This window comes from Mesorhizobium sp. WSM4829 (genome assembly GCF_055811475.1).
In genome coordinates this window covers 1-19,385 of the sequence record NZ_JBVVQJ010000007.1, presented here as the reverse complement: position 1 = coordinate 19,385, position 19,385 = coordinate 1, and the positions used below count along the sequence as shown (strand labels likewise).

Annotated in this window: 20 protein-coding genes; 12 read left to right on the top strand and 8 right to left on the bottom strand. The window is 63.7% G+C overall.

Annotated features, from left to right (window positions below; all coding sequences use genetic code 11):
* Positions 1-261: 261 nt before the first annotated feature.
* Both AC0L17_RS08930 and AC0L17_RS08925 read right to left on the bottom strand, forming a co-directional pair.
* Entirely contained in the window at positions 262-855 is a 594-nt protein-coding gene (locus AC0L17_RS08930) for a DJ-1/PfpI family protein (protein WP_023797753.1), read from the bottom strand.
* 63 nt (positions 856-918) lie between these two features.
* Positions 919-1,620 carry a GntR family transcriptional regulator gene (locus tag AC0L17_RS08925; RefSeq protein ID WP_473515537.1) on the bottom strand — a complete coding sequence of 234 codons (702 nt, stop codon included), beginning with the start codon at positions 1,618-1,620 and terminating at the stop codon, positions 919-921.
* Between the two features lie 142 nt (positions 1,621-1,762).
* Here AC0L17_RS08925 and AC0L17_RS08920 point away from each other — a divergent pair, with 142 nt between their 5' ends.
* From AC0L17_RS08920 to AC0L17_RS08910, 3 genes are read left to right on the top strand one after another with little or no spacing between them, the layout of a single operon-like run.
* Positions 1,763-2,989 (top strand): iron-containing alcohol dehydrogenase, encoded by a 1,227-nt coding sequence (locus AC0L17_RS08920; protein ID WP_473515536.1) that lies wholly within the window; start codon positions 1,763-1,765, stop codon positions 2,987-2,989.
* Between the two features lie 18 nt (positions 2,990-3,007).
* Positions 3,008-4,495, top strand: a complete 1,488-nt coding sequence (locus AC0L17_RS08915; protein ID WP_473515535.1) for an NAD-dependent succinate-semialdehyde dehydrogenase — start codon at positions 3,008-3,010, stop codon at positions 4,493-4,495.
* An 11-nt stretch (positions 4,496-4,506) separates the two neighbouring features.
* Positions 4,507-5,331 (top strand): alpha/beta hydrolase, encoded by an 825-nt coding sequence (locus AC0L17_RS08910; protein WP_473515534.1) that lies wholly within the window; start codon positions 4,507-4,509, stop codon positions 5,329-5,331.
* 50 nt (positions 5,332-5,381) lie between these two features.
* On the opposite strand, the gene AC0L17_RS08905 is transcribed toward AC0L17_RS08910, so the two are convergent.
* The 5 genes from AC0L17_RS08905 to AC0L17_RS08885 all read right to left on the bottom strand — a co-directional run bounded on the left by AC0L17_RS08905 (position 5,382) and on the right by AC0L17_RS08885 (position 10,314).
* A complete protein-coding gene (locus AC0L17_RS08905; protein WP_473515533.1) occupies positions 5,382-6,191 on the bottom strand; it encodes a formylmethanofuran dehydrogenase subunit C in 810 nt (269 codons plus the stop codon).
* A complete protein-coding gene (gene fhcD / locus AC0L17_RS08900; RefSeq protein WP_029350418.1) occupies positions 6,188-7,096 on the bottom strand; it encodes a formylmethanofuran--tetrahydromethanopterin N-formyltransferase in 909 nt (302 codons plus the stop codon). The genes AC0L17_RS08905 and fhcD overlap by 4 nt, the downstream gene beginning before the upstream one ends.
* Positions 7,084-8,715 carry a formylmethanofuran dehydrogenase subunit A gene (locus AC0L17_RS08895; protein ID WP_473515532.1) on the bottom strand — a complete coding sequence of 544 codons (1,632 nt, stop codon included), beginning with the start codon at positions 8,713-8,715 and terminating at the stop codon, positions 7,084-7,086. The genes fhcD and AC0L17_RS08895 overlap by 13 nt, the downstream gene beginning before the upstream one ends.
* A complete protein-coding gene (locus AC0L17_RS08890) occupies positions 8,709-9,815 on the bottom strand; it encodes a tungsten formylmethanofuran dehydrogenase (RefSeq protein ID WP_473515531.1) in 1,107 nt (368 codons plus the stop codon). Before AC0L17_RS08890 ends, AC0L17_RS08895 begins: the two co-directional genes overlap by 7 nt.
* 118 nt (positions 9,816-9,933) lie before the next feature.
* Positions 9,934-10,314 (bottom strand): 4a-hydroxytetrahydrobiopterin dehydratase, encoded by a 381-nt coding sequence (locus AC0L17_RS08885; RefSeq protein ID WP_128173311.1) that lies wholly within the window; start codon positions 10,312-10,314, stop codon positions 9,934-9,936.
* Between the two features lie 161 nt (positions 10,315-10,475).
* Here AC0L17_RS08885 and AC0L17_RS08880 point away from each other — a divergent pair, with 161 nt between their 5' ends.
* From AC0L17_RS08880 to fae, 7 genes are all read left to right on the top strand, one after another.
* Positions 10,476-11,444, top strand: a complete 969-nt coding sequence (locus AC0L17_RS08880) for a beta-ribofuranosylaminobenzene 5'-phosphate synthase family protein (protein ID WP_473515530.1) — start codon at positions 10,476-10,478, stop codon at positions 11,442-11,444.
* Positions 11,445-11,485: 41 nt separating this feature from the next.
* A complete protein-coding gene (locus AC0L17_RS08875; protein ID WP_473515529.1) occupies positions 11,486-12,379 on the top strand; it encodes an NAD(P)-dependent methylenetetrahydromethanopterin dehydrogenase in 894 nt (297 codons plus the stop codon).
* A complete protein-coding gene (locus tag AC0L17_RS08870; RefSeq protein ID WP_473515528.1) occupies positions 12,369-13,505 on the top strand; it encodes an ATP-grasp domain-containing protein in 1,137 nt (378 codons plus the stop codon). Before AC0L17_RS08875 ends, AC0L17_RS08870 begins: the two co-directional genes overlap by 11 nt.
* Complete coding sequence (gene mch / locus AC0L17_RS08865; protein WP_473515527.1) at positions 13,502-14,458, top strand: methenyltetrahydromethanopterin cyclohydrolase; 957 nt, start codon at positions 13,502-13,504, stop codon at positions 14,456-14,458. The genes AC0L17_RS08870 and mch overlap by 4 nt, the downstream gene beginning before the upstream one ends.
* 86 nt (positions 14,459-14,544) lie before the next feature.
* Entirely contained in the window at positions 14,545-15,513 is a 969-nt protein-coding gene (locus AC0L17_RS08860) for an ATP-grasp domain-containing protein (protein ID WP_473515675.1), read from the top strand.
* 59 nt (positions 15,514-15,572) lie between these two features.
* The gene (locus AC0L17_RS08855; protein WP_473515526.1) at positions 15,573-16,394 is read left to right on the top strand and encodes a triphosphoribosyl-dephospho-CoA synthase; all 822 of its coding nucleotides are present in this window, start codon (positions 15,573-15,575) and stop codon (positions 16,392-16,394) included.
* 168 nt (positions 16,395-16,562) lie between these two features.
* A complete protein-coding gene (gene fae / locus AC0L17_RS08850) occupies positions 16,563-17,069 on the top strand; it encodes a formaldehyde-activating enzyme (RefSeq protein WP_023797737.1) in 507 nt (168 codons plus the stop codon).
* 256 nt (positions 17,070-17,325) lie between these two features.
* Here fae and AC0L17_RS08845 read toward each other — a convergent pair whose 3' ends face one another.
* The gene (locus AC0L17_RS08845) at positions 17,326-18,024 is read right to left on the bottom strand and encodes a HisA/HisF-related TIM barrel protein (RefSeq protein WP_473515525.1); all 699 of its coding nucleotides are present in this window, start codon (positions 18,022-18,024) and stop codon (positions 17,326-17,328) included.
* A gap of 56 nt (positions 18,025-18,080) precedes the next feature.
* On the opposite strand from AC0L17_RS08845, the gene AC0L17_RS08840 reads away from it, so the two are divergent.
* Together AC0L17_RS08840 and AC0L17_RS08835 are read left to right on the top strand one after the other, a co-directional pair.
* The gene (locus tag AC0L17_RS08840) at positions 18,081-18,347 is read left to right on the top strand and encodes a hypothetical protein (RefSeq protein WP_473515524.1); all 267 of its coding nucleotides are present in this window, start codon (positions 18,081-18,083) and stop codon (positions 18,345-18,347) included.
* A gap of 6 nt (positions 18,348-18,353) precedes the next feature.
* Complete coding sequence (locus AC0L17_RS08835; RefSeq protein WP_473515523.1) at positions 18,354-19,130, top strand: hydantoinase/oxoprolinase family protein; 777 nt, start codon at positions 18,354-18,356, stop codon at positions 19,128-19,130.
* The last annotated feature ends 255 nt before the right edge of the window (positions 19,131-19,385 follow it).

Here is a 19,385-nt window from a genome sequence, read left to right as displayed (position 1 = left end):
CCGGTCGAGCCGATCATATCCGAAAATGTAGAAGTCCAGGAACTGCAAAAAAACGGAGCCGGATCTTGGAGCGAGCCGACGCATCGGTGCAGAACCTTTGATAGCGGAGCGAGGCGCCCCCCTCTGTCCTGCCGGACATCTCCCCACTTGGGGGGAGATCGGCAGCTTCGCTGACAGCGCCTGTTCATCAACGTTGGACAACGCCGCAAAGACGGCCAGGCTGGATGCCGACCCCGTCTGGGATGCATCGGACTATTGACTTTAGCTGTGGCGGATTTCCGTTCCCAGCACCTTCAGGCACTCGCGGATGAACGCGGCAAGTGCGGTCCAGCCCTTTGCCGAGACCATCGTCCCGTCGACATAGGCCTCGGTCGGCGACAGGTCGATATAGGTTCCGCCGGCCAGCGTCACTTCCGGCTCGCAGGCAGCCAGCGCACCGACCTTCTTGCCACGCACGACGCCGTCGACCGCGATCAGGATCTGGACGCCATGACAGATGGTAAAGATCGGTTTCCTGGTCTCGTGGAAATGGCGAACCATCGCCTGCACACGCTTGTCGGTGCGGATGTACTCGGGGCCACGGCCGCCGGCGCAATAGACGGCATGATACTGGTCGAGCTGTCTTTCCGCCTCCGAAAAGGTCTTGTTCAGCAACGCGTAGTGGCCGGGTTTTTCGGTGTAGGTCTGGTCACCCTCGAAATCGTGAAGCGACGTCTTGATCAGGTCGCCAGCGTTCTTGTCAGGACATACGACATGGACGATGTGGCCGACCGCCTCCATCGCCTGCTGATAGACGAAGATCTCGTATTCCTCGGTGAACTCACCGGTCAACATCAGTATTTTCTTGCCTGGCATGGTCGGTTCCTCGTTTTGTAAATGGAAGTCGGGCGGGCGTTGCACTCGCCGGCGGCGCGGGTCTCAATCGAACGCCGGCAGCAAACGATCACGGGAATGCTCGATATGACGGCGCATCGCCTGTTCCGCCGCCGCGGGGTCGGAGGCAGCGAAGGCGGCCAGGATGGCCTGATGCTCGTCGAGCGCTTCCTCGGTGACGCGCGAATGGAACATCAGGCGGAAGATGTGGAAGTGCGTATGCTGGAACGCCAGCGTCTCGCGCACCAGTTCATTGTTGGCAAATTCCATGATCCGGTCGTGGAAAATGGCATCCTGCCGCGCAAAATTGGAGTAACGCAGGCGTTCATCCTTGCCTTCGCGGCGCGCCATGCCGCCTGCGGACTCCTCAAGCACCGCAAGTTTCGTCTCATCCATCGATGCGGCTGCTTTGGCAGCCGCATGCGGCTCGAGCAGCAGGCGAAGCTCATAGAGTTCGTCAAATCTGCGCCTGGTTATCTGCGGCGCGGCGCGGTAGCCGATCAAATGTGTCTTCAGCACAAGGCCTTCGCCTTCGAGGCGGCCAAGCGCCTCACGGATTGGCGTGTGGGATACGTCGAGTTCCTTGACCAGGCTGTCGACGGTGATCCGTGAGCCAGGCGCGATCTTCAGGGACATGAGTTGCGCGAAGATCGCTTCATAGACGTCCTCCACCAGGCTGGTGGATCGCTGGATGCGCCCGCTGGCGGGGTCGACTTCTCGGGCATTGCTTGCGTTCGTGACCTGCATCTTTGCCTCTTGACAGGACCACTGGCTAACACGATGCTTCGCTCAATACAATCCTATATCCTATACGATTTAATAGAGGATACCTTTAGGACCGAGTTCGGCGAGCTTTCGCCTTTCCACCATCATCGAGGGACGCAAGACCATGAGCCTTTTTGCTGCCATAAGGCTGCCGCGTGAAATCCTCTTCGGGAAGGGTCAGCGCAATGTCATTGCAACCGTTGTGGCCAGGCTCGGCCGTCGCGCTCTCGTCTGCACGGACGAGCGCTTTGCCGCAACTGTCGCCTTCGCCGAGATCATCGCGGCGCTCGAGGGCGCATCGATCGCTGTGCTGGTGCACGACCGTGTGCAGCCCGATGTGCCGCGCGACACGGTTGCCGTCTGCGTCGAGGAGGCGCGGGATTTTGCGCCCGACATGGTGATCGGCATCGGCGGCGGCAGTTGTCTCGACATGGCCAAATGCGCCGCTTTGCTCATCAGTCACGGCGGCTTGCTCCAGGACTACTACGGCGAGTTCAAGGTGCCCGGACCGACGCTGCCGCTGATCGCGGTGCCAACGACAGCCGGTACCGGCTCGGAAGTGACCCCTGTCGCGGTGATTTCGGATCCGGATCGCACCATGAAGGTAGGCATCTCCAGCCCGCATCTGATCGCGGCAGCCGCCATCTGCGACCCGGAACTGACGATGACATGTCCCCCGGGGCTGACGGCGATCGCCGGCGCAGACGCGCTGACCCATGCGGTCGAGGCTTTTACCGCCGCCAGGCGCGGCACCGACCCCAGCCTGCCGCAACAGCATGTCTTCATCGGCAAGAGCGCGCTGACCGATCATTTTGCGCTGCTCGCGATCAAGTTGCTTGGCCGCAGTCTCGAGAAGGCCTGCCGCGACCCCGCCGACGAGGACGCTCGCGCCGATGTGATGATGGGCGCGCTTGCAGCCGGCTGTGCGTTCGGGACGGCCGGAACGGCGGCGGCGCACGCGGTGCAATATCCGGTCGGCGCCCTTACCCATACCGCTCACGGGCTGGGTGTCGCCACCATGCTGCCGTATGTCATGAAGTACAACCGGGCCGCCGCGGCCGCCGAGATGACCGAGATCGGCCTTGCCCTTGGTCTCGACGGCAGGGACCGGAGCACCGCTGAGATGGCCGACGCGACGATCGACGAGATCGGCCGGCTGTTTGCAGCGATCGGGATCACGCCTACGCTGGCCAGGCTCGGGCTTCCCGCCGACAGGCTCGACTGGACGGCCGAACAGGCGCTCGGCATCGACCGTCTCATCAAGAACAATCCGCGTCCATTCGATCTGGCAGCCATGCGGCGCCTGATCCAGGCCGCCTATGATGGCGACCTCGCCGCCTGTGTCATGTGAGCAACCGAGGAGCAGGCCATGAACATATCTCATCAGCTGCTGGAGGACGAGCAGGACACTGCCGGCTTCCATAGATTCTCGCACGGCTTGTATATTGGCGGCCAATGGCGGCAATCCGCCGACGGCAGGGAAATCGGGGTTGTCGACCCTTCCACGGAAGCGGTGATCGCTGCGGTTCCCGATGCGACGATCGAAGATGCCGCGGCGGCCGTCGAGGCTGCGGCCAAGGCCGCCGATGGCTGGCGCACGACGGCGCCCCGCAAGCGTTCCGAAATCCTCAGGCGTTGCTTCGAGCTGATGACGCAGCGTTGCGAGACGCTGGCCACCCTGATCTCGCTGGAAAACGGCAAGGCACTGCGGGACGCGCGTGGCGAGATCGCCTATGCCGCGGAATTCTTTCGCTGGAATGCCGAGGAAGCCGTTCGCATCACCGGCGAATTCGGGATGGCGCCTTCCGGCACCAACCGCATCGTCGTCGACTACGAGCCGATCGGCATCTGCGTCCTTGTCACACCCTGGAATTTTCCTGCCGCCATGGCGACGCGCAAGATCGCGCCCGCTTTGGCTGCCGGGTGCACGGTGATTTTGAAGCCGGCCAGCGAGACCCCGCTCACCGCCTACGCGCTCGCCGCCCTCTATGAAGAAGCGGGTGTCCCACCGGGGGTTGTCAACGTTCTGACAACCTCCAATCCCGGCCCGGTGACGGCCGCGATGCTGGCCGATCCGCGGGTGCGCAAACTCTCCTTCACCGGCTCGACTTCTGTCGGGCGCGTTCTGCTGGCCGAGGCCGCAAAGCACGTGGTTTCGTGTTCGATGGAGCTTGGCGGCAACGCGCCATTCCTTGTGTTCGATGACGCGGACCTCGACGCGGCGGTCGATGGGGCGATGGTGGCGAAGATGCGCAACGCCGGCGAGGCCTGCACGGCTGCAAACCGCATCTATGTCCAGTCCGGCGTTTACGATGCGTTTTGCAAAAACCTCGCCGGGCGGATGTCGGCACTCAAGATCGGCGCTGGCACGGACGCGGCCACGGAGTGCGGGCCGATGATCACCACGAAGGCCGTCGACAAGATCGACCGTCTGGTCAACGATGCCGTCGCCCGTGGCGCGCGGGTGCTGTGCGGAGGCAAGGCAGGCTCGGGAACGGGATACTATTATCCGCCGACCGTGCTCTGCGACGTCCCGGCCGAGGCGGAGATGGCGCACGAGGAAATTTTTGGGCCGGTGGCGCCGATCTCGAGCTTCGAAACGGAAGCCGAAATCATCGCGCGTGCCAACAACACCGAATACGGTCTTGCCGCCTACATCTACACGCGCGATCTTGCGCGTGGAATGCGGGTGGCATCCAGGATCGAAGCTGGGATGGTCGCTCTCAACCGCGGCTTGATGTCCGATCCGGCAGCACCGTTCGGCGGGGTCAAGCAGAGCGGCCTCGGCCGCGAGGGCGGCCAGCATCACGGCATTGCCGAGTTCATGGAGGCGAAATACCTCGCCATCAGCATCTGAGCGGAGGAAGAGTGCAAAACGATCCGTTCCGCATCCGCGACCATGTCGCCGATTTCGATCAAATCGTCCAGGACATCGTTCACCGCAGCGAGGTCGTTCGCGCAACCATCCCGATGACAGCGGACATTGCCTATGGGCCGGATCAGACCGATACTATCGACCTGTTCTTTCCCCCGGGCAAACGAAGCGGCCTGCCGGTGCACATGTTTATCCATGGCGGCTACTGGAGGATGTTCTCCAAGCGCGACTACTCATACGTCGCGGCGACGATTACCCGGGCCGGTGCGATTGCCGTCATCGTCGACTATGCTCTGATGCCCAAGGTCAGGATGGCGACGATCGTCGACCAGGTGCGCCGCGCCAAGCGGTGGGTTCTGGCCCATATCGCCGACCATGGCGGAGACCCGGCAAACCTGACCGTCAGCGGCCATTCGGCCGGAGCACATCTTTCAACGTTCCTGTTCAACAGCGACGATACCCCTTCGAATGTGCGGGCCGCCCTTCTGCTCGGCGGGCTCTACGATTTGAAACCGCTCCAAAATTCCTTTCTCGCCAACGAGATTGCAATCACCGATGAGGAAGTCGCCAGGTTTACACCGCTTGCCTATCGGCATGATCCTCAAACCAGGGCGATGGTTCTGGTCGGAGCCAACGAGACGCCGCCTTTCCATCAGCAGGCAGATCGATTCAAGGAGCACCTGCTGCAGCAGGGTTCGCCGGTAACGTCGCTTGTTCTAGCCAACCGCAACCACATGGACAGTGTCAGAGATCTCGGCATGCCCCGGAGCCAGGCGGGGGATTGCCTGACGAAACTGATTGCCAACGACGATCGTTGACCCTCCCCGCAGCCAAGCCGGCTTAACGGCAATGCCGTCAGCAGCACGCCTCAGCGCGGGAAAAGAACCTCACCCATGCCAAGCACCGCGTTGTCGCCGCCATATTTTTGCGGCGCGTTGCCCAGCAGCGGCCGTTTCAAGATAGCCTCGGCGATCAGATGGCGATCGATGACGGCGGCGAAGACGCTCTCCGGCGCGCCGCATTCGACGAAACTCGGCGACAGGCTTTTCGGCGCGCGATCGAGCAGGATCGAACCGCGACGCATCAGATAGCCAGGCATCTCGCCGGTGCCGCCGGCCACCACCAGCGTGCCGGCGATCATGCGGCTGCCGGCATTGTCGCCTGCGCCTTTCAGCACCGCGATCAGGCCACGCCGCATGCGGTCGGCGGCAAAAGCGCCGGCTTTGCCCCTGACGATCAGCACGCCGCCATTCATGCCGGCCAGTTCGCCGGCGAGCGGCGCACCAAGGTGGTCGCCGGCATTGCCGGTTATTTCAAGCCTGCCACCGCGCATGCCGGAGCCGGCATGTGGACCCACATTGCCTTCGATCGTCAGCGTGCCGCCGCGCATGGCGCGCCCGGCCTGGGCGCCGGCATTGCCGACGAGGCGAACCGAACCGCCCCGCATGCCTTCCGCGACGCGGTCGAGGCGCGCGCTGCCGCCTTCGAAGACGATGTCCAGCAGGTTGTTGCCGGCGACGCGAAAGATATCGCCGACCTTCGATCCATGCTTCGACATGCCGATCCGAATCTTTTCGAAATCGCGCCTTTCGATCCCGGCAAGCCGCTCCGCCGTCAACAGCGACAGATCAAGGCGCTCGGGCGGCTCGGCGACAAGGGTGAAGGTCAGCGCTTTCACGGCAGCATATCCTTCAGCGAATAGATGAACTTGCCGAGCTTGCCGCCGTAATTGCCGGCGCTGATGCGAACCGCGCCTCGCTTCGGCCCGAGCTCGATGACGGCCTTGATGCCGGCCTTCATCGCCGCGGCAACGGCATCGTTGGTCTCGCCGTCGATGACGATTTCCAGGACGGCGTTGATGTCGGCACCGAGTTCACTCCTGACGACACCGCGCAGTGTCGGTGCGTAGGCTTCATTGGCCGAGGCGATCATGCCCTTGTATTTTCCGCCGATCTTCGAACCCGAACGGGCGATGCCGCCCGGAAACGGCACGATCGCGCCCGGCACCAGGCCGATCGCGGCAACCGCGACCTCGGCGGCGAGCAAGGCCCTGGCGCTGGTTTCAGCCATGACGAAGAAATTGCCGCCGCCGACGGCAGCCTTGGTCAGCCCGGTCGTTGCTTCGCACAGGAATTCGCCGTCCATGACCGGAACGCGCCAAAAATGCCTGCCGCCGATTTTCTTGGAGATCTGCCAGCCGTCGCCGAAATAACGCAGCGCCGAACCGAGCTTCAACGCGGCGCTGCCCTCCAGTCCGGCGAAGCAGGCCGAACCCGGCGAGGTCAAGACGCACTGGCCGACGCGATTGAGCAGTTGTTTCTGCAGCTCGTCTGTTCCCATCGCAAAGATCATCACGCGGCAGCCGGGCCGGCCATCCGGTGTCGCCGATGGCGGCAGCTCGACATCGATTGCCGCTTCGCAGCCGCAGCCGATCACCGAGGTGGCAAAGCCGGTCATGGTGATCGCCGCCTGGCGCGCCCATTTCCGGTTCGGCGCGGTGATGATGATGGCGGTCGCGCGCATGCCGAAGGCCTCGGCAAAGGTATCGTCGATCACTATGCCATTTACGCTCACGTTCGGCATGCCACCTCGCCGAATGGCTGTTCGCGCGCGACCGCCGAATCCGGGAAATCGAACCAGTCCAGCGACAGGCCGTAGCGCTGCTGGTGATAGTCTTCCAGGCGCCTCAGCATCGCCTTGTCCGGCGACGGATTGAGCCTGAGCGCCTTGCCCCAGCGGTAGTGGGTGATCTCTCCGTCCTGCACGACGAGATCGCCGTCCTTGAAGACATACGCCGCCTGCCCCAGCATTTTCGCTATGCTCCCGCCCCTCCGGTAGACAGCGATGTCGGCTGTGGCGCCGGCGCCGAGATGGCCGCGGTCCGTCAGCCCGAGCAGCCTGGCCGGGGCCGCTCGCGTCATGATGGCAATTTCCTCGAATGTGTATTCGCGGTCGATTGCGGAAAGGGTTGAGAGCGCCATGGCGGAAGGTGAAAGTCCGGCGATCATTTCGGTGCGCGCTTCCCGGCTCATCAGCAACTCGAACAGGGCCGGATAGGCGGTAAAGGGCGCGCCGTTGGGATGATCGGTGGTGAAGAAGACACGCCACGGATCGTCGATCAGGAGAAAAAGCTCAAGCCCGATCGCCCACTGCATCGTGCCATAGAAATCCTTGCCATAGCGGTAGGGCACGATGCCGCCGCCATTGCCGTCGCCGTCATGAATGACGGATTTCTTCGGCTGCGCACTGCCACGCGCCGAAAACTGCCGCATGACGTCGGAGGAGATGGTGACCGTCTGGCCGAACATCACCTGGCCGATATCGATGGTGACTTCCGGCGTCGCGTTGACCAGTTCGGCAAGCCGCGCCGCGGCCGAGGAAAACCTGCGCTTGCCTTCCGTGCCGTAGCCATAGAACTGGAGATGGGCGAGGTGCAGCGGCAATCCTTCCGCCGCGGCGATCGTCGCGGCCGCCGTGTCCGCCGATCCGGGGCTGCCCAGATTGTTGCAATGGACATGCAGCGGATGCGGGACGCCGAGACTGGCGACGGCGGCCTGCAGCGTCTTGACGATCTTGCGCGAGCTGACGCCATAGGAAGGCACCACGTCGTCCAGCGAGAAGGTGCGGACGTTTTCCTTGAAGGCGGCCGCCGCGCCGGCATTGATCACCTTGACCCCGAGCGCCCGCGTCGAGGCGACCGTCCAGGCGACATAGTCCTCGATCATTTGCGAGGAGGCGTCGTCGCGGATCATCGACAGCAGGAAATCGTCGTTGCCGAGAATGGCGAGCGTCGCCTTGTCGATGATCGGGATGTCGGCCAGTTCGAGATGGGTGTGAAGCGCGGCTCCCGGCGACATCGCCGGCTCGACCACCGTGGTGAAACCCATCTTGGCGTAGAGGCAGCCGGTCTGGAAAGTCGACCAGCCGGCATTGGAGAGCGGCGTCGTCGCCGGCCGCGCCTGGTGCGCGGCGTGCTGCTCCGGCAACAGCAGCCGTGCCGTATTCACGTTGCCGCCGCCGATGTGGGAATGGATGTCGATGGCGCCCGCCATGACGATGCAGCCGTCAGCGTCGATGGTCCGGTCGGCAGCGCCCGCCGCCGGCGCCGCAGCGATCTTGTCGTCGCTGATCCACAGGTCGCCCTTGCCGAGACGGCCGTTGACCGGATCGATGATGTCGCCGCCGGCGATTTTCGTCAGCATGGCAACACCGCCTCGGCGGAGACATGACTGGCAACCAACCGGACAACGGTCGCAGCGGAGGGCAGTTCCGACGCCGATCGCGCCTCGACCGACCGCAGCGATCCGGTGCGGCTGGAATAGACCACCGCCTGATGATCGACGCCTGCTCCGCCGATGGCGATGGTGACCGCAGCACCCGCGACCGGCTCATGCGTTTTCGCCAGGGCGATCAGCGCCATGCGGTTCCTTTTCTTCTGCGGCTGGACAATCGAGGACGAGATCCGCAGGTGCAGGTCGGCTTCGCCGGCAGCGATCATGCGCGCGACATCGTAACGCCAGGGATCGAACTCCGGGAAGCCGCGCGCAAAGCCGGTGCGCAGCGGAAAACCGGTCATCCAGGTCGAGACGAGCGCGCTTCCCCATCCGTTCTCGCTCGCCGGCAGATGCAGGCCGGATGCGCGTGATTTGCGGTTGAGATCGGTGATCAGCCCTTGCAGCATCTCCAGCGCCAGCCCGTCTGTTGCGTCGCCTGAAAACAGGAAGACGGGAAAATGAGCAGCCTCCAGGGCTTTGGCGAAATCGTCGAAATTCGACACAGGCTGCGATGTCTGGCGCCCCCTGCACTGCGCCCTCAGTGCCGCCAGCGTCGCGCCGAGGCCTGCCTCGCCGCAGGACAGCAGCGTCGCCGTCCGCCCGTTGCTCAACCGCGGCGCAGACTTTTTATTAGACCCGACGAGAAAGATTTCGCGCTGATTCTTGGCCGAGAGATCGGGGGCCGAGAGATCGGGAACCGTCTCGGCAAGCTCGCCGACAAATTGATGATGGATCTGCGGGAGTTCGCCGACGATCACCACGACATCGGCGCGCCGGCGCGTCTCGCCGGGCGCGACGGTCATCGCGCCCTTGTCGGTAAAGAGCGCGGCCTCCCGGGAAACCGCCGCGCCATCGGCATGATCATATGCCGCGCCAACCCGCTCAGCCAGCGCGATCGCCGCCCTGGTGCCGTGTATATCCGTATCCAGGCTGAAAACCGGGCACCGGCTTGACCCCAACAGCGCGGCGGCATGTGCGGCCGCGCGCTCGACCAGCGTTTCCCGGTTGCCGATCCAAGCAACCGCCATTCACTACGCTACTTTCTGGTGCCGGCCCAATCCTAGACGAAACTGGATTGGCCGTGAACCCCGCCTGTCAGCAGATTAGCGAATGTTTTCCTACGCCATCAACAAATTCCGACCGCGCTTAATCATATTTGATGTAAGCGAAGCGCTGATCGGTCGGCGGAGTGCCTTCCAGCGCGCCGCCTTCCCGGGCCGGCTGCCACTGGACGACCTCCTCGATCTTTTTGGCCAGCTCGAAGTCTTTGTCAGTGATGCCCTTGGCTGCATGGTTCATCAGGCGCACCTCGACCCAGGCATAGGAAGCCGTGATGTCGGGGTGGTGCCATGCCGCCTCGGCGAGATGGCCGACCGTGTTGATGACCATCAGTGTCGATTTCCAGCTGTGGGTCTTGTATTTGCGCCGGATCCAGCCGTTCTCGTAATACCATTTCGGCAGTTCCTTCTCGAGCCGGTCGGCAATCTCGGCTTCCGAATAGACCTTTTCCTTGGGCGTCTCGTTCATCTCGACCTCCGCGAATTGCCCGGTCCGTTCTCGCGCCGGGGCCAAAAAGAAGATAAAACGAATGCACTCTCTGCGGCTTGCCCCTTCGATGAAAACAGCTATCATGGCGACGGGCACCTAAACTTCCATGATGCGTCTATGATGCACCCATCGGGGGGTAGATGTCGAATTCTGTTACCATACGAGTGCCCGCCCGCCTGCATCTTGGCTTCCTCGATCTCAACGGCGATACCGGGCGTCGCTTTGGCAGCGTCGGGCTGCCGCTGAGCGAACCCGAAACCATCGTCACCCTGTCACGGTCCAGCGAGACCATCGTCGAAGGCGCCGAGAGCCGTCGCGCCGGCGAACATCTGTCGACGCTCTGCAGCCATCTCGGCATTCGCGGTCAGCACCGTCTGGTGGTCGAACAGTCGATCCCCAGCCATGCCGGCCTGGGCTCCGGCACGCAGATCGCCCTTGCCGTCGCCGCGGCGCTGCGCACGCTCCACAAACTGCCTCTCGATACAGACAGCGATGCGACCCTGCTCGATCGCGGCGGACGATCCGGCATCGGCATCGCCAGCTTCGAAAGCGGTGGCGTCATTGTCGACGCCGGCAAGGACGACAGCGGCAGGCCGCCGCCGGTCGTGGCGCGACTGCCGTTCCCGGAAGAGTGGCGCGTCATCCTGATCCTCGACCATGGCGGGCATGGACTGCATGGCGATGCCGAGATCGCGGCGTTTCGTTCGCTGCCGCCCTTCCCGGCATCCGGCAGCGGTGAGATCTGCCGGAGGGTGCTGATGGGCATCATGCCGGCTCTTGTCGAGCACGACCTGCCAGCCTTCGGCGCCGCCGTCGCCGCGATCCAGATGCTGATCGGCACCCATTTCGCCCCGGCGCAAGGCGGCGTGTTCACCTCCAGGCGGGTCGAGAGCGTGGCCCACGCTCTCAACGAAGCAGGCGCCGTCGGCATCGGCCAGAGTTCGTGGGGGCCGACAGGGTTTGTCTTCGCCTCATCGCAAGACGCTGCAGTCAGCTTCGTCAATGCGGTTCAGCAGGCAGTTGAAGACGGCGTCGAGATCAGGATCGTCAAGGGCAGGAATTCCGGCGCGAAGATCAGTTCGACCAGACTGGATCTCGTCGGCAGCTGACGGCTGGGCAACACGATCAGGTTCAAAAAGAAAGGCGAGAAATGGCCCGCAAACATATCCTGCACATGCTGACGCCGTTGAAGCATATGAGCCCTTTCGACGTGAATATGGCTCTCGATGCAGGCTTCGACGCCGTCGTCCCCTATGTCGATGTAAGCCTGGGAGAGGTGACAGGCCTCGTGCAGGACGCGATCTTCTCGCGCCCGCCCGATGCGGGCGTCGATACCGGCATTTTTATCGCCGGCAAGGATGCCTCGCTGGCGCTCGACATGTTCGACGCAGCGCGAAAGGCGATGGTGCCGCCTTTCCAGGTTTCGGTATTCGCCGATCCGGCCGGCTCGTTCACCACGGCCGCGGCGATGGTGGCCAAAGTCGAAAAAGCGCTGGAGAAGAAATTCGAGCGCGGGCTGAAAGACACCAGGATCGCTGTTTTCGGCGCCACCGGCGTCGTCGGCTTCTGCACCGCCGTGATCGCCGCCAGGGAAGGCGCGAGGGTGACGCTGGTCGGCCATGACGGCATCGAAAGGGTCAAGCAGATCGCGGCCGAGATCAAAAGCCGGTTCAACGTCGCCGTCGATGCGGCCGACGGATCGAGCGACGCCCGCAAGACGAAGCTGGTAGAGGCGAGCCAGGTGATCCTGGCGTGCGCCAAGGCCGGCGTCCAGGTGGTCTCAAAAGCCCAATTGAAAGGCGACGGCCTGCTCATTGCCGCCGACGTCAATGCGGTCCCGCCAGCCGGCATCGAAGGCGTGGCCGTCAATGCCAATGGCGATCCGCTCGAAGCGGCAAAAGCTGTCGGCATTGGTCCGCTCGCCATCGGCAACGTGAAATACAAGGTCGAATTCGGCCTCTTCAAAAGAATGATCGAATCCGAAAAAACCATCACGCTCGATTTCCAGGAAGCATTTTCCCTTGCACGCGAGATTGCCAAATAACGCCGGATCTGTGCTGATCGCGGCGATTTCAGGCCGGGCGCTGGCTGCCGCTGCGCGCCGCGCCGGCTATCGTCCGCTGGTCGCCGATTTCTTTTGCGATACCGACACGGTCGCGCTTGCCGAGCGCGCGACGATGCTGCCGGGCGACCTGCAAGGCGGCATCGACGGCCTGCGCATCATCGAGACGCTTCGGCAACTGGCCGGAGACGACCAGCCGGTCGCCATTGTCCTGGGCTCGGGCTTCGAGCGGATGACCGAGACCGTCGACGAGATCGCGCGCCATTTTCCGGTCGCCGGCAACAGCGGCGCCGCAATCCGCAGGATCAAGGACCCGCAATTGCTGGCCGCCGATTGCGCCGAACTCGGCATTCCGCATCCGGAATTCCGATGGGACCCGCCGCCCGATCCGGAGAACTGGGTGGTCAAGACCGCAGGCGGCGCCGGCGGCGCGCATATCAGACGGGCCGCTGGAGAACCCCCGATATTACAGTGTCAGGCTCCTGGCGGCCGCTATTTTCAGCGTTTCGTTGCCGGTCGCAGCATCTCGGCCCTGTTCGTCGGCGACGGCCAAAGCGCTGACATCGTCGGCTTCAGCCAACAATGGGCGTCGCCTGCCCCGGCAGCGCCCTATCGCTATGGCGGCGCCGTGCGGTTGAGGCGCTTCGATCGCAGACGGGCGGCGACGATCCGCGGCTGGCTTTCAGGTCTGGCGCGTCGCGCCGGCCTGGTTGGATTGTGCAGCGCCGATCTCATTCGCGGGCCGGATGGCTACAAGCTCATCGAGATCAATCCGCGGCCCGGCGCCACGCTCGACATTTTCGACGATGCCGACGCGCCACTGATCGAAGCGCATCTGCGCGCCGCGGCGGGCAAGAAATACCGCCTGCCGCGCTTCGTCGATTCGATGGCGTCGATGGTGACCTATGCGGCGGCGCCGATCGCCCGCTTTCCATCGATTGCCTGGCCTGAATGGACTGCCGACCATCAGTCGCCCGGCACCCGGCTGATCGCCGGCGATCCGGTCTGCACCATCTTCGCGCGCGGTCCGAGCGCCGATCTGACCAGGCGGCTGATCAAGGGACAAGCCAGCCGATTGCAACACCAATGGGAAGGAGACCGGACATGAAAGACGGTTCGGCATTCCTCAACGACAATGCGCAGCGCATCATCGACGGCATGATCGGCGACGCCGAACGCCTGCGTATCGGCGTTTCCACCGGGCCTTTGGGCGAGCGCCTGATCGACGCCGGCGCCAAGGCCGCCGGCGGCGTCGAGGCCGGGCTGCGCATGGCGGAAGCCGCGATGGGCGGCCTCGGCAGCATTTCGGTGTGCATGGACCGTGCGTCGCCAAAATGGCCGTTCACCATCGAAGTGCGGTCGTCGCAGCCGGTGCTCGCCTGCCTGGGCAGCCAGTATGCGGGCTGGAACCTGTCGAGCCAGGATTATTTCGCCATGGGATCGGGACCGGCACGGGCGCTCGCCCGGGTCGAGCCGCTGTTCGAAACACTCTCCTATCGCGATACTGCGTCGTCCGCCGTGCTGATCCTGGAGACCGCCAAACCGCCGCCCCAGGCGATCGTCGAGAAGGTCGGCAGGGCAACGGGATTGCCAACCGAAAAGCTCACCTTCCTCTATGCGCCGACACAAAGCCTGGCGGGCGGCGTGCAGATCGTTGCGCGCGCGCTCGAGGTCGCCCTGCACAAGACCAACGATCTCAAGTTTCCGCTGGACAACGTTGTCGACGGCATCGGCACGGCGCCCATCCCCGCCCCGCATCCGGATTTCCTGACCGCGATGGGCAGGACCAACGACGCCATCATCTATGGCGGCAGCGTCCAGCTGTTCGTAAAAGGCTCGGCGAAAGACGCCAGCGAGCTCGCTGAGCGACTACCGAGCCGCGCCTCCCGCGACCACGGCCACCCCTTCGCCGAGGTCTTCAAGCGGTTCAAGGGAGATTTCTATGCCATCGATCCGCTGCTGTTCAGCCCGGCCGAAGTGATCGTCACGGCGATCGAGACCGGCGATACGTTCCGCGCCGGCGAGCGTGACCTGCAGATGCTCGAACGGAGCCTCGGCTAGACCATGACGCTGCAATGGATTGGTCTGTCATCCGCCTGCCGGGCCGCTCGTTCCGGCTTTCCGTATACCGGTATCCAAGGCCTGGCATGATCCCCCGCATCCTGATCGTCAGCGACGTCTCGGACGCCCGCTCCAAGGGCCTGGCGGCAAGGCTGGAGCGGCGCGGCGCCGTGGTCGCGACCGTGCCGCTGGCGGCAATCGCGTTCGACACCGGCAGCCCGAGCGGACTGTCGATCCCCGGCTTCGACGGCGCGCTGCCCGACGCCGTGCTTGTCCGTTCGATCGCCGCCGGATCGTTCGAAGCGGTCACCCGGCGTCTCGGCGTGCTGCACGCATTCGGCAAGCTTTCCATTCCGGTGTGGAATTCCGCGCAGGCGATAGAACGCTGCGTCGACAAGTCGATGACGACCTTCCTGCTGAAGAATGCCGGCCTGCCGACGCCGCCGACATTCGCGGTCGAGGGTCTTGCCATGGCCGAAACGGTCGCCAGACGCGAACTGCCGTTCACGCCTCTGGTGCTAAAACCGCTTTTCGGCGCCCAGGGCCGCGGCATCCGGCTGATCGAAACACTGTCCGACCTCCCCGCCGAGGACGAGGTGAACGGCGTCTACTATCTCCAGCATTACGTGCCGCGTCCTGGCCCTCCTTTCCGCGATTTTCGCGTTTTCGTCTGCGCCGGCGAGGTTTTGGCGATGATGAGCCGCCGTGGCGACGACTGGATCACCAACGTCAATCGCGGGGCCGTGCCCGAACAAGTCTCGGGGCAGCTTTCCCGGCATGGCGAAACCGAACTGGCGGCGCTGGCACGGGCCGCCGCCGCCGCTATCTCAGCGGATTTCGCCGGCGTCGATATCGTGCCGGCGGCAGACGGCAAGCTGTTGGTGCTGGAGGTCAACAGCATGCCCGCCTGGTCCGGGCTTCAATCGGTGGTCGCGGTCAACATCGCCGATGCGATTGCCGACGCCCTGCTGAAATTCCTGGCTGATCGCCCAGCTGATCACCCAGAGGCGGCGGCGGCGCGACCCTACCGCCTCACCGCGCCGGCGAATTCGTGACCGACGGCATGGCGCTTTCGCGAGAACACCTCCGGGCTGCCTACAAGGATGCCTGCCGGATGGAGATCGAGGCGCTGAAACCGGGCAACGTCCATCTGTTCGCCGACGGGCACGGCATGTCCGCTGCCCAGTTCATGACCAGCGCCGAGGTCTCGTCCGTCCCGCTGACCGATCCGCGCCTGCCGGTCGGACGGCGCATGCTGGAAGCGGTCCGCGCGACACGCCTGGCGGTCCAGACCAATACCAATCTCGGTATTATCCTTCTGGCAGGGCCCCTGCTATGCGCCGCCGAAAGGGCGGGCGCCCAACTGCCCGACAATCGACTGCCTGACAATCGACTCCGCGATAATCTCGACGCGGTGCTGCGCGCGATGAGCATCGACGATACCAGGGCGGTGTTCGAAGCAATCGTCGCCGCCGCCCCGGGCGGCCTCGGAGAGGCGGCGAACGATGTGCGGCAGGAGCCAAAAGTTCATCTGCTCGAAGCCATGCGCGAGGCGGCCGACCGCGACATGATCGCCCGCCAGTATGTTACCGGTTTCGGCGACGTGTTCGGCGCCGGGCTTGCGGCTCTGCAAGCCGCCTTGGCGCGCGGCGAAGTAGGCATGTGGCCGACGGTGTTCGCCTATATGGCGTTTCTCGCCGGCTTCCCGGACAGTCATGTGGTGCGCAACCATGGTGCTGAAGTTGCAAATCAGGCGCGGCAAGAAGCCCTTGCCGTTGAAGCGGCGCTGCATGCCAGCGACGACGAGACGTCACGCATTCGTCTGCTCATGGTGTTGGACCGCCGGCTGAAGGCGGACAAGGTCAATCCCGGCACCTCGGCCGACCTGACCGTGGCTACTCTTTTAGTCCACACCCTCGGCGTTCAGCTTGCATAATCGCAACGTTGGTGGTTGACTTTCAGGAGCGGAAGCTGGGCTTCCGCGGCTATCCAGCCAACCGGTCCGGGTCTCCGGGCGCTGCCAACAAGGATAGCTGTCCATCGAGCGCTCGCTCGGTTTGCGGCGTCTTTGGACACCATAACTGTGTCTTGGAGGAGAATTGGCATGGCAAAGATCTCGAAAGTAATGGTCGGTGAATCGCTGGTAGGAGACGGCAACGAAGTGGCGCATGTCGACCTGCTCATCGGCCCGCGGGGGAGCGCAGTCGAAACAGCATTTTGCAACGCGCTGACCAACAACAAGGACGGCTTTACCTCCCTTTTGGCGGTGATCGCGCCCAATCTTCAGTGCAAGCCCAACACCGTGATGTTCAACAAGGTCACGATCAAGGGCGCCAAGCAGGCGGTGCAGATGTTCGGCCCGGCCCAGCATGCAGTCGCCAAGGCCGTGCAGGACAGCGTCGCCGATGGGACCATTCCTGCCAATGAGGCGGACGACCTGTTCATCTGCGTCGGCGTTTTCATCCATTGGGACGCCGCCGACGACGCCAAGATCCAGAAGTACAATTACGAAGCGACGAAGGAAGCCATCCAACGCGCCGTTGCAGGAACGCCGACGGCCGCCGAAGCCACGGATAAGCGGGACCAAGTGAAGCATCCGTTCGCGGCTTAGACAAGAGACAGCCCCGCACAGGCAAAACCCTCCGCGGAGCCGGATGGTCTGTTGCGTCGCCTGAAAAAGCTTCTGGGCCTTTAGAGCATCGGACCCCAAAACCTGCCCTCGGAATTGACCCGAGGGTTGGGAACCGGTTTTGGGAAATCCGATGCTCCAGCAAAGAGATAGAGCGGCGAGACGATCGAGTTGAGAGTTCGCCGCTCTAGATCCAAGGCACGGTTTCCGAGACCGAAGTTCGAGGTTACCGCGAATGTCAGGTGCCAAGCGTTGCGAGGTGCCCCGACGTGAGCGTGCCGTCATGCAGCGAGGTCGCAACCAGCGCCGCGGCGATACCGAGCGATGAAAGGGCGCGAATGTCGGCCGCGTTGCGCACCCCGCCGGCCGCGATGACGGAGCGGCTTCCAGCCTTCGCCTTGATCGCCTCGAGCCGCGTGAAATCGGGACCGGAGGCGGAACCGACCTTGGCCAATGTCATGACGATCAATTTTTGCGGCCAAAGCGCCGGCGCGTCGAGAAATGATGCCGGACCGCGAAACCCGTCGTCGAAGAAATCCAGCGACAGGATAAGGTCCGGATGATCGCAAAAACGCCGCAACAGCGCGTCGTCCTGCTGCGATTCGGAACCCAGCACCGGGCAAAGCCAGGGTTCGGCAAGTGCTGCCGAAAGTGTTTTCTCGTCGGCGATGCCGGCATCGACCCAAAGCTCCGGCGGCTCCCCCATCGCCTCCAGCCGGGCAAGCGCGGCACTGTTTGGCGTTCCGCCTTCGATGGCATCGAGATCGGCGATATAAAAAGTCGGAAAAGGGTAAAGCCGGCGCAGGCCCTCAGCGACCGCAACGACATCGGAAGTTTGGCTGAGCGGCGTGACGATCGGCCTGTAGCGATCGCGTTTTCCTTGCTGGGCGCGCACCACCTCGCCGCCTTTCAGGTCGAGAACCGGAATGATACGCAACGCTCTTTTTCTCGCTGACCAACTGCCCCTGACCAACTCTAATGAAAGCTTGAAGCGTGGAAAAAAGAAAGAGCATCGTTGCCGGCTTCGATATTGGCGGCGCCCATCTGAAGGTGACGCGCGCGCAAGACGGCCGCATCGTCGAGGCTGTAACGATCGCCACGCCGCTTTGGCTAGGGCTCCATACCCTGACCTCGGCATTCGAGGAAACGGCTCCGGTCTATGCGGGCGCCGATCTCAACGCATTCACCATGACCGGCGAACTGGCTGATATCTTTCCGTCCCGCGCCGCCCGCGGCGCGGCCCGGCGGGATGAGATTTAAGCGCGGGTGGCAGGCGAAAACTTGATCTATGCCGGGCCGTCCGGCTTTGTCGGGGTCGAGCAGGCAGCGCGGCTGAGCGCCGATGTCGCCTCCGCCAACTGGCATGCGACAGCGTCGTTGGTGGCAAAGCTCGCCGGCGATGCCCTGTTCGTCGACATGGGCTCGACCACCACCGACATTATCGCCATTAGAAATGGCGCCGTCGCCAATGACGGCTATACCGATGCCGGGCGGCTGCTGAGCGGCGAACTGGTCTATACCGGCTTCACCAGGACGTTCCTGTTCGGTGTCGCCTCGTCGGCCCCCGTCCGCGGCAGGCTGACACCGCTGATGAACGAGTATTTCGCCTCGATCGCCGATGCGCACCGGATCCTGGGGGTGCTCGATGAAAAGGACGACAGGCACGCTTCCGCCGACGGCAAGGAAAAGACGATCGATGGCTCGATCGCGCGGTTGGCGCGCATGATCGGGCGCGACGCCACCGAGCTGACCCTGCCGGAATGGCATGAAATCGCACGCTGGTTCAGCGAACAGCAATTGCGCAAGATCCACGACGCAGCGTCCCTGGTTGCCGGGTCCCTGGTTGCCGGGTCCGTTGCACGGGATGCGCCGATCATCGGCGCCGGAACCGGCCGCTGGCAGATCAGGCGGCTGGCCAAACGCATGGAACGCCGCTTCGTCGATTTCGCCGAAATCATCCCCGCAGATGACACCGTTCGCAGCGAAGCCAGCAGCGTGGCGCCCGCGTCAGCGGTGGCGCTGCTGGCGGGATCGCAATTGTAGGTGCTCTATGATGGCCATCCGATCAATCGGGGAGATGAGATATTTCCCCCGGCTCGAAGATCCCGACCCGTACCAGCGCAGGTCGCAACAGGGTGGAAGGTTCGCGTTCGGCACCCGCTCGTTGCGCCAATACCAGTCAGCCAGATGCATACTCGCGGATGACCGCAATTGGGCCGACGAACGAACCCGCTGCGCGGGATGGGCGCCCGCGGATAAGGTAGAGATCAAGAACCGGTCGTTGCGCCTGCGTTGAGC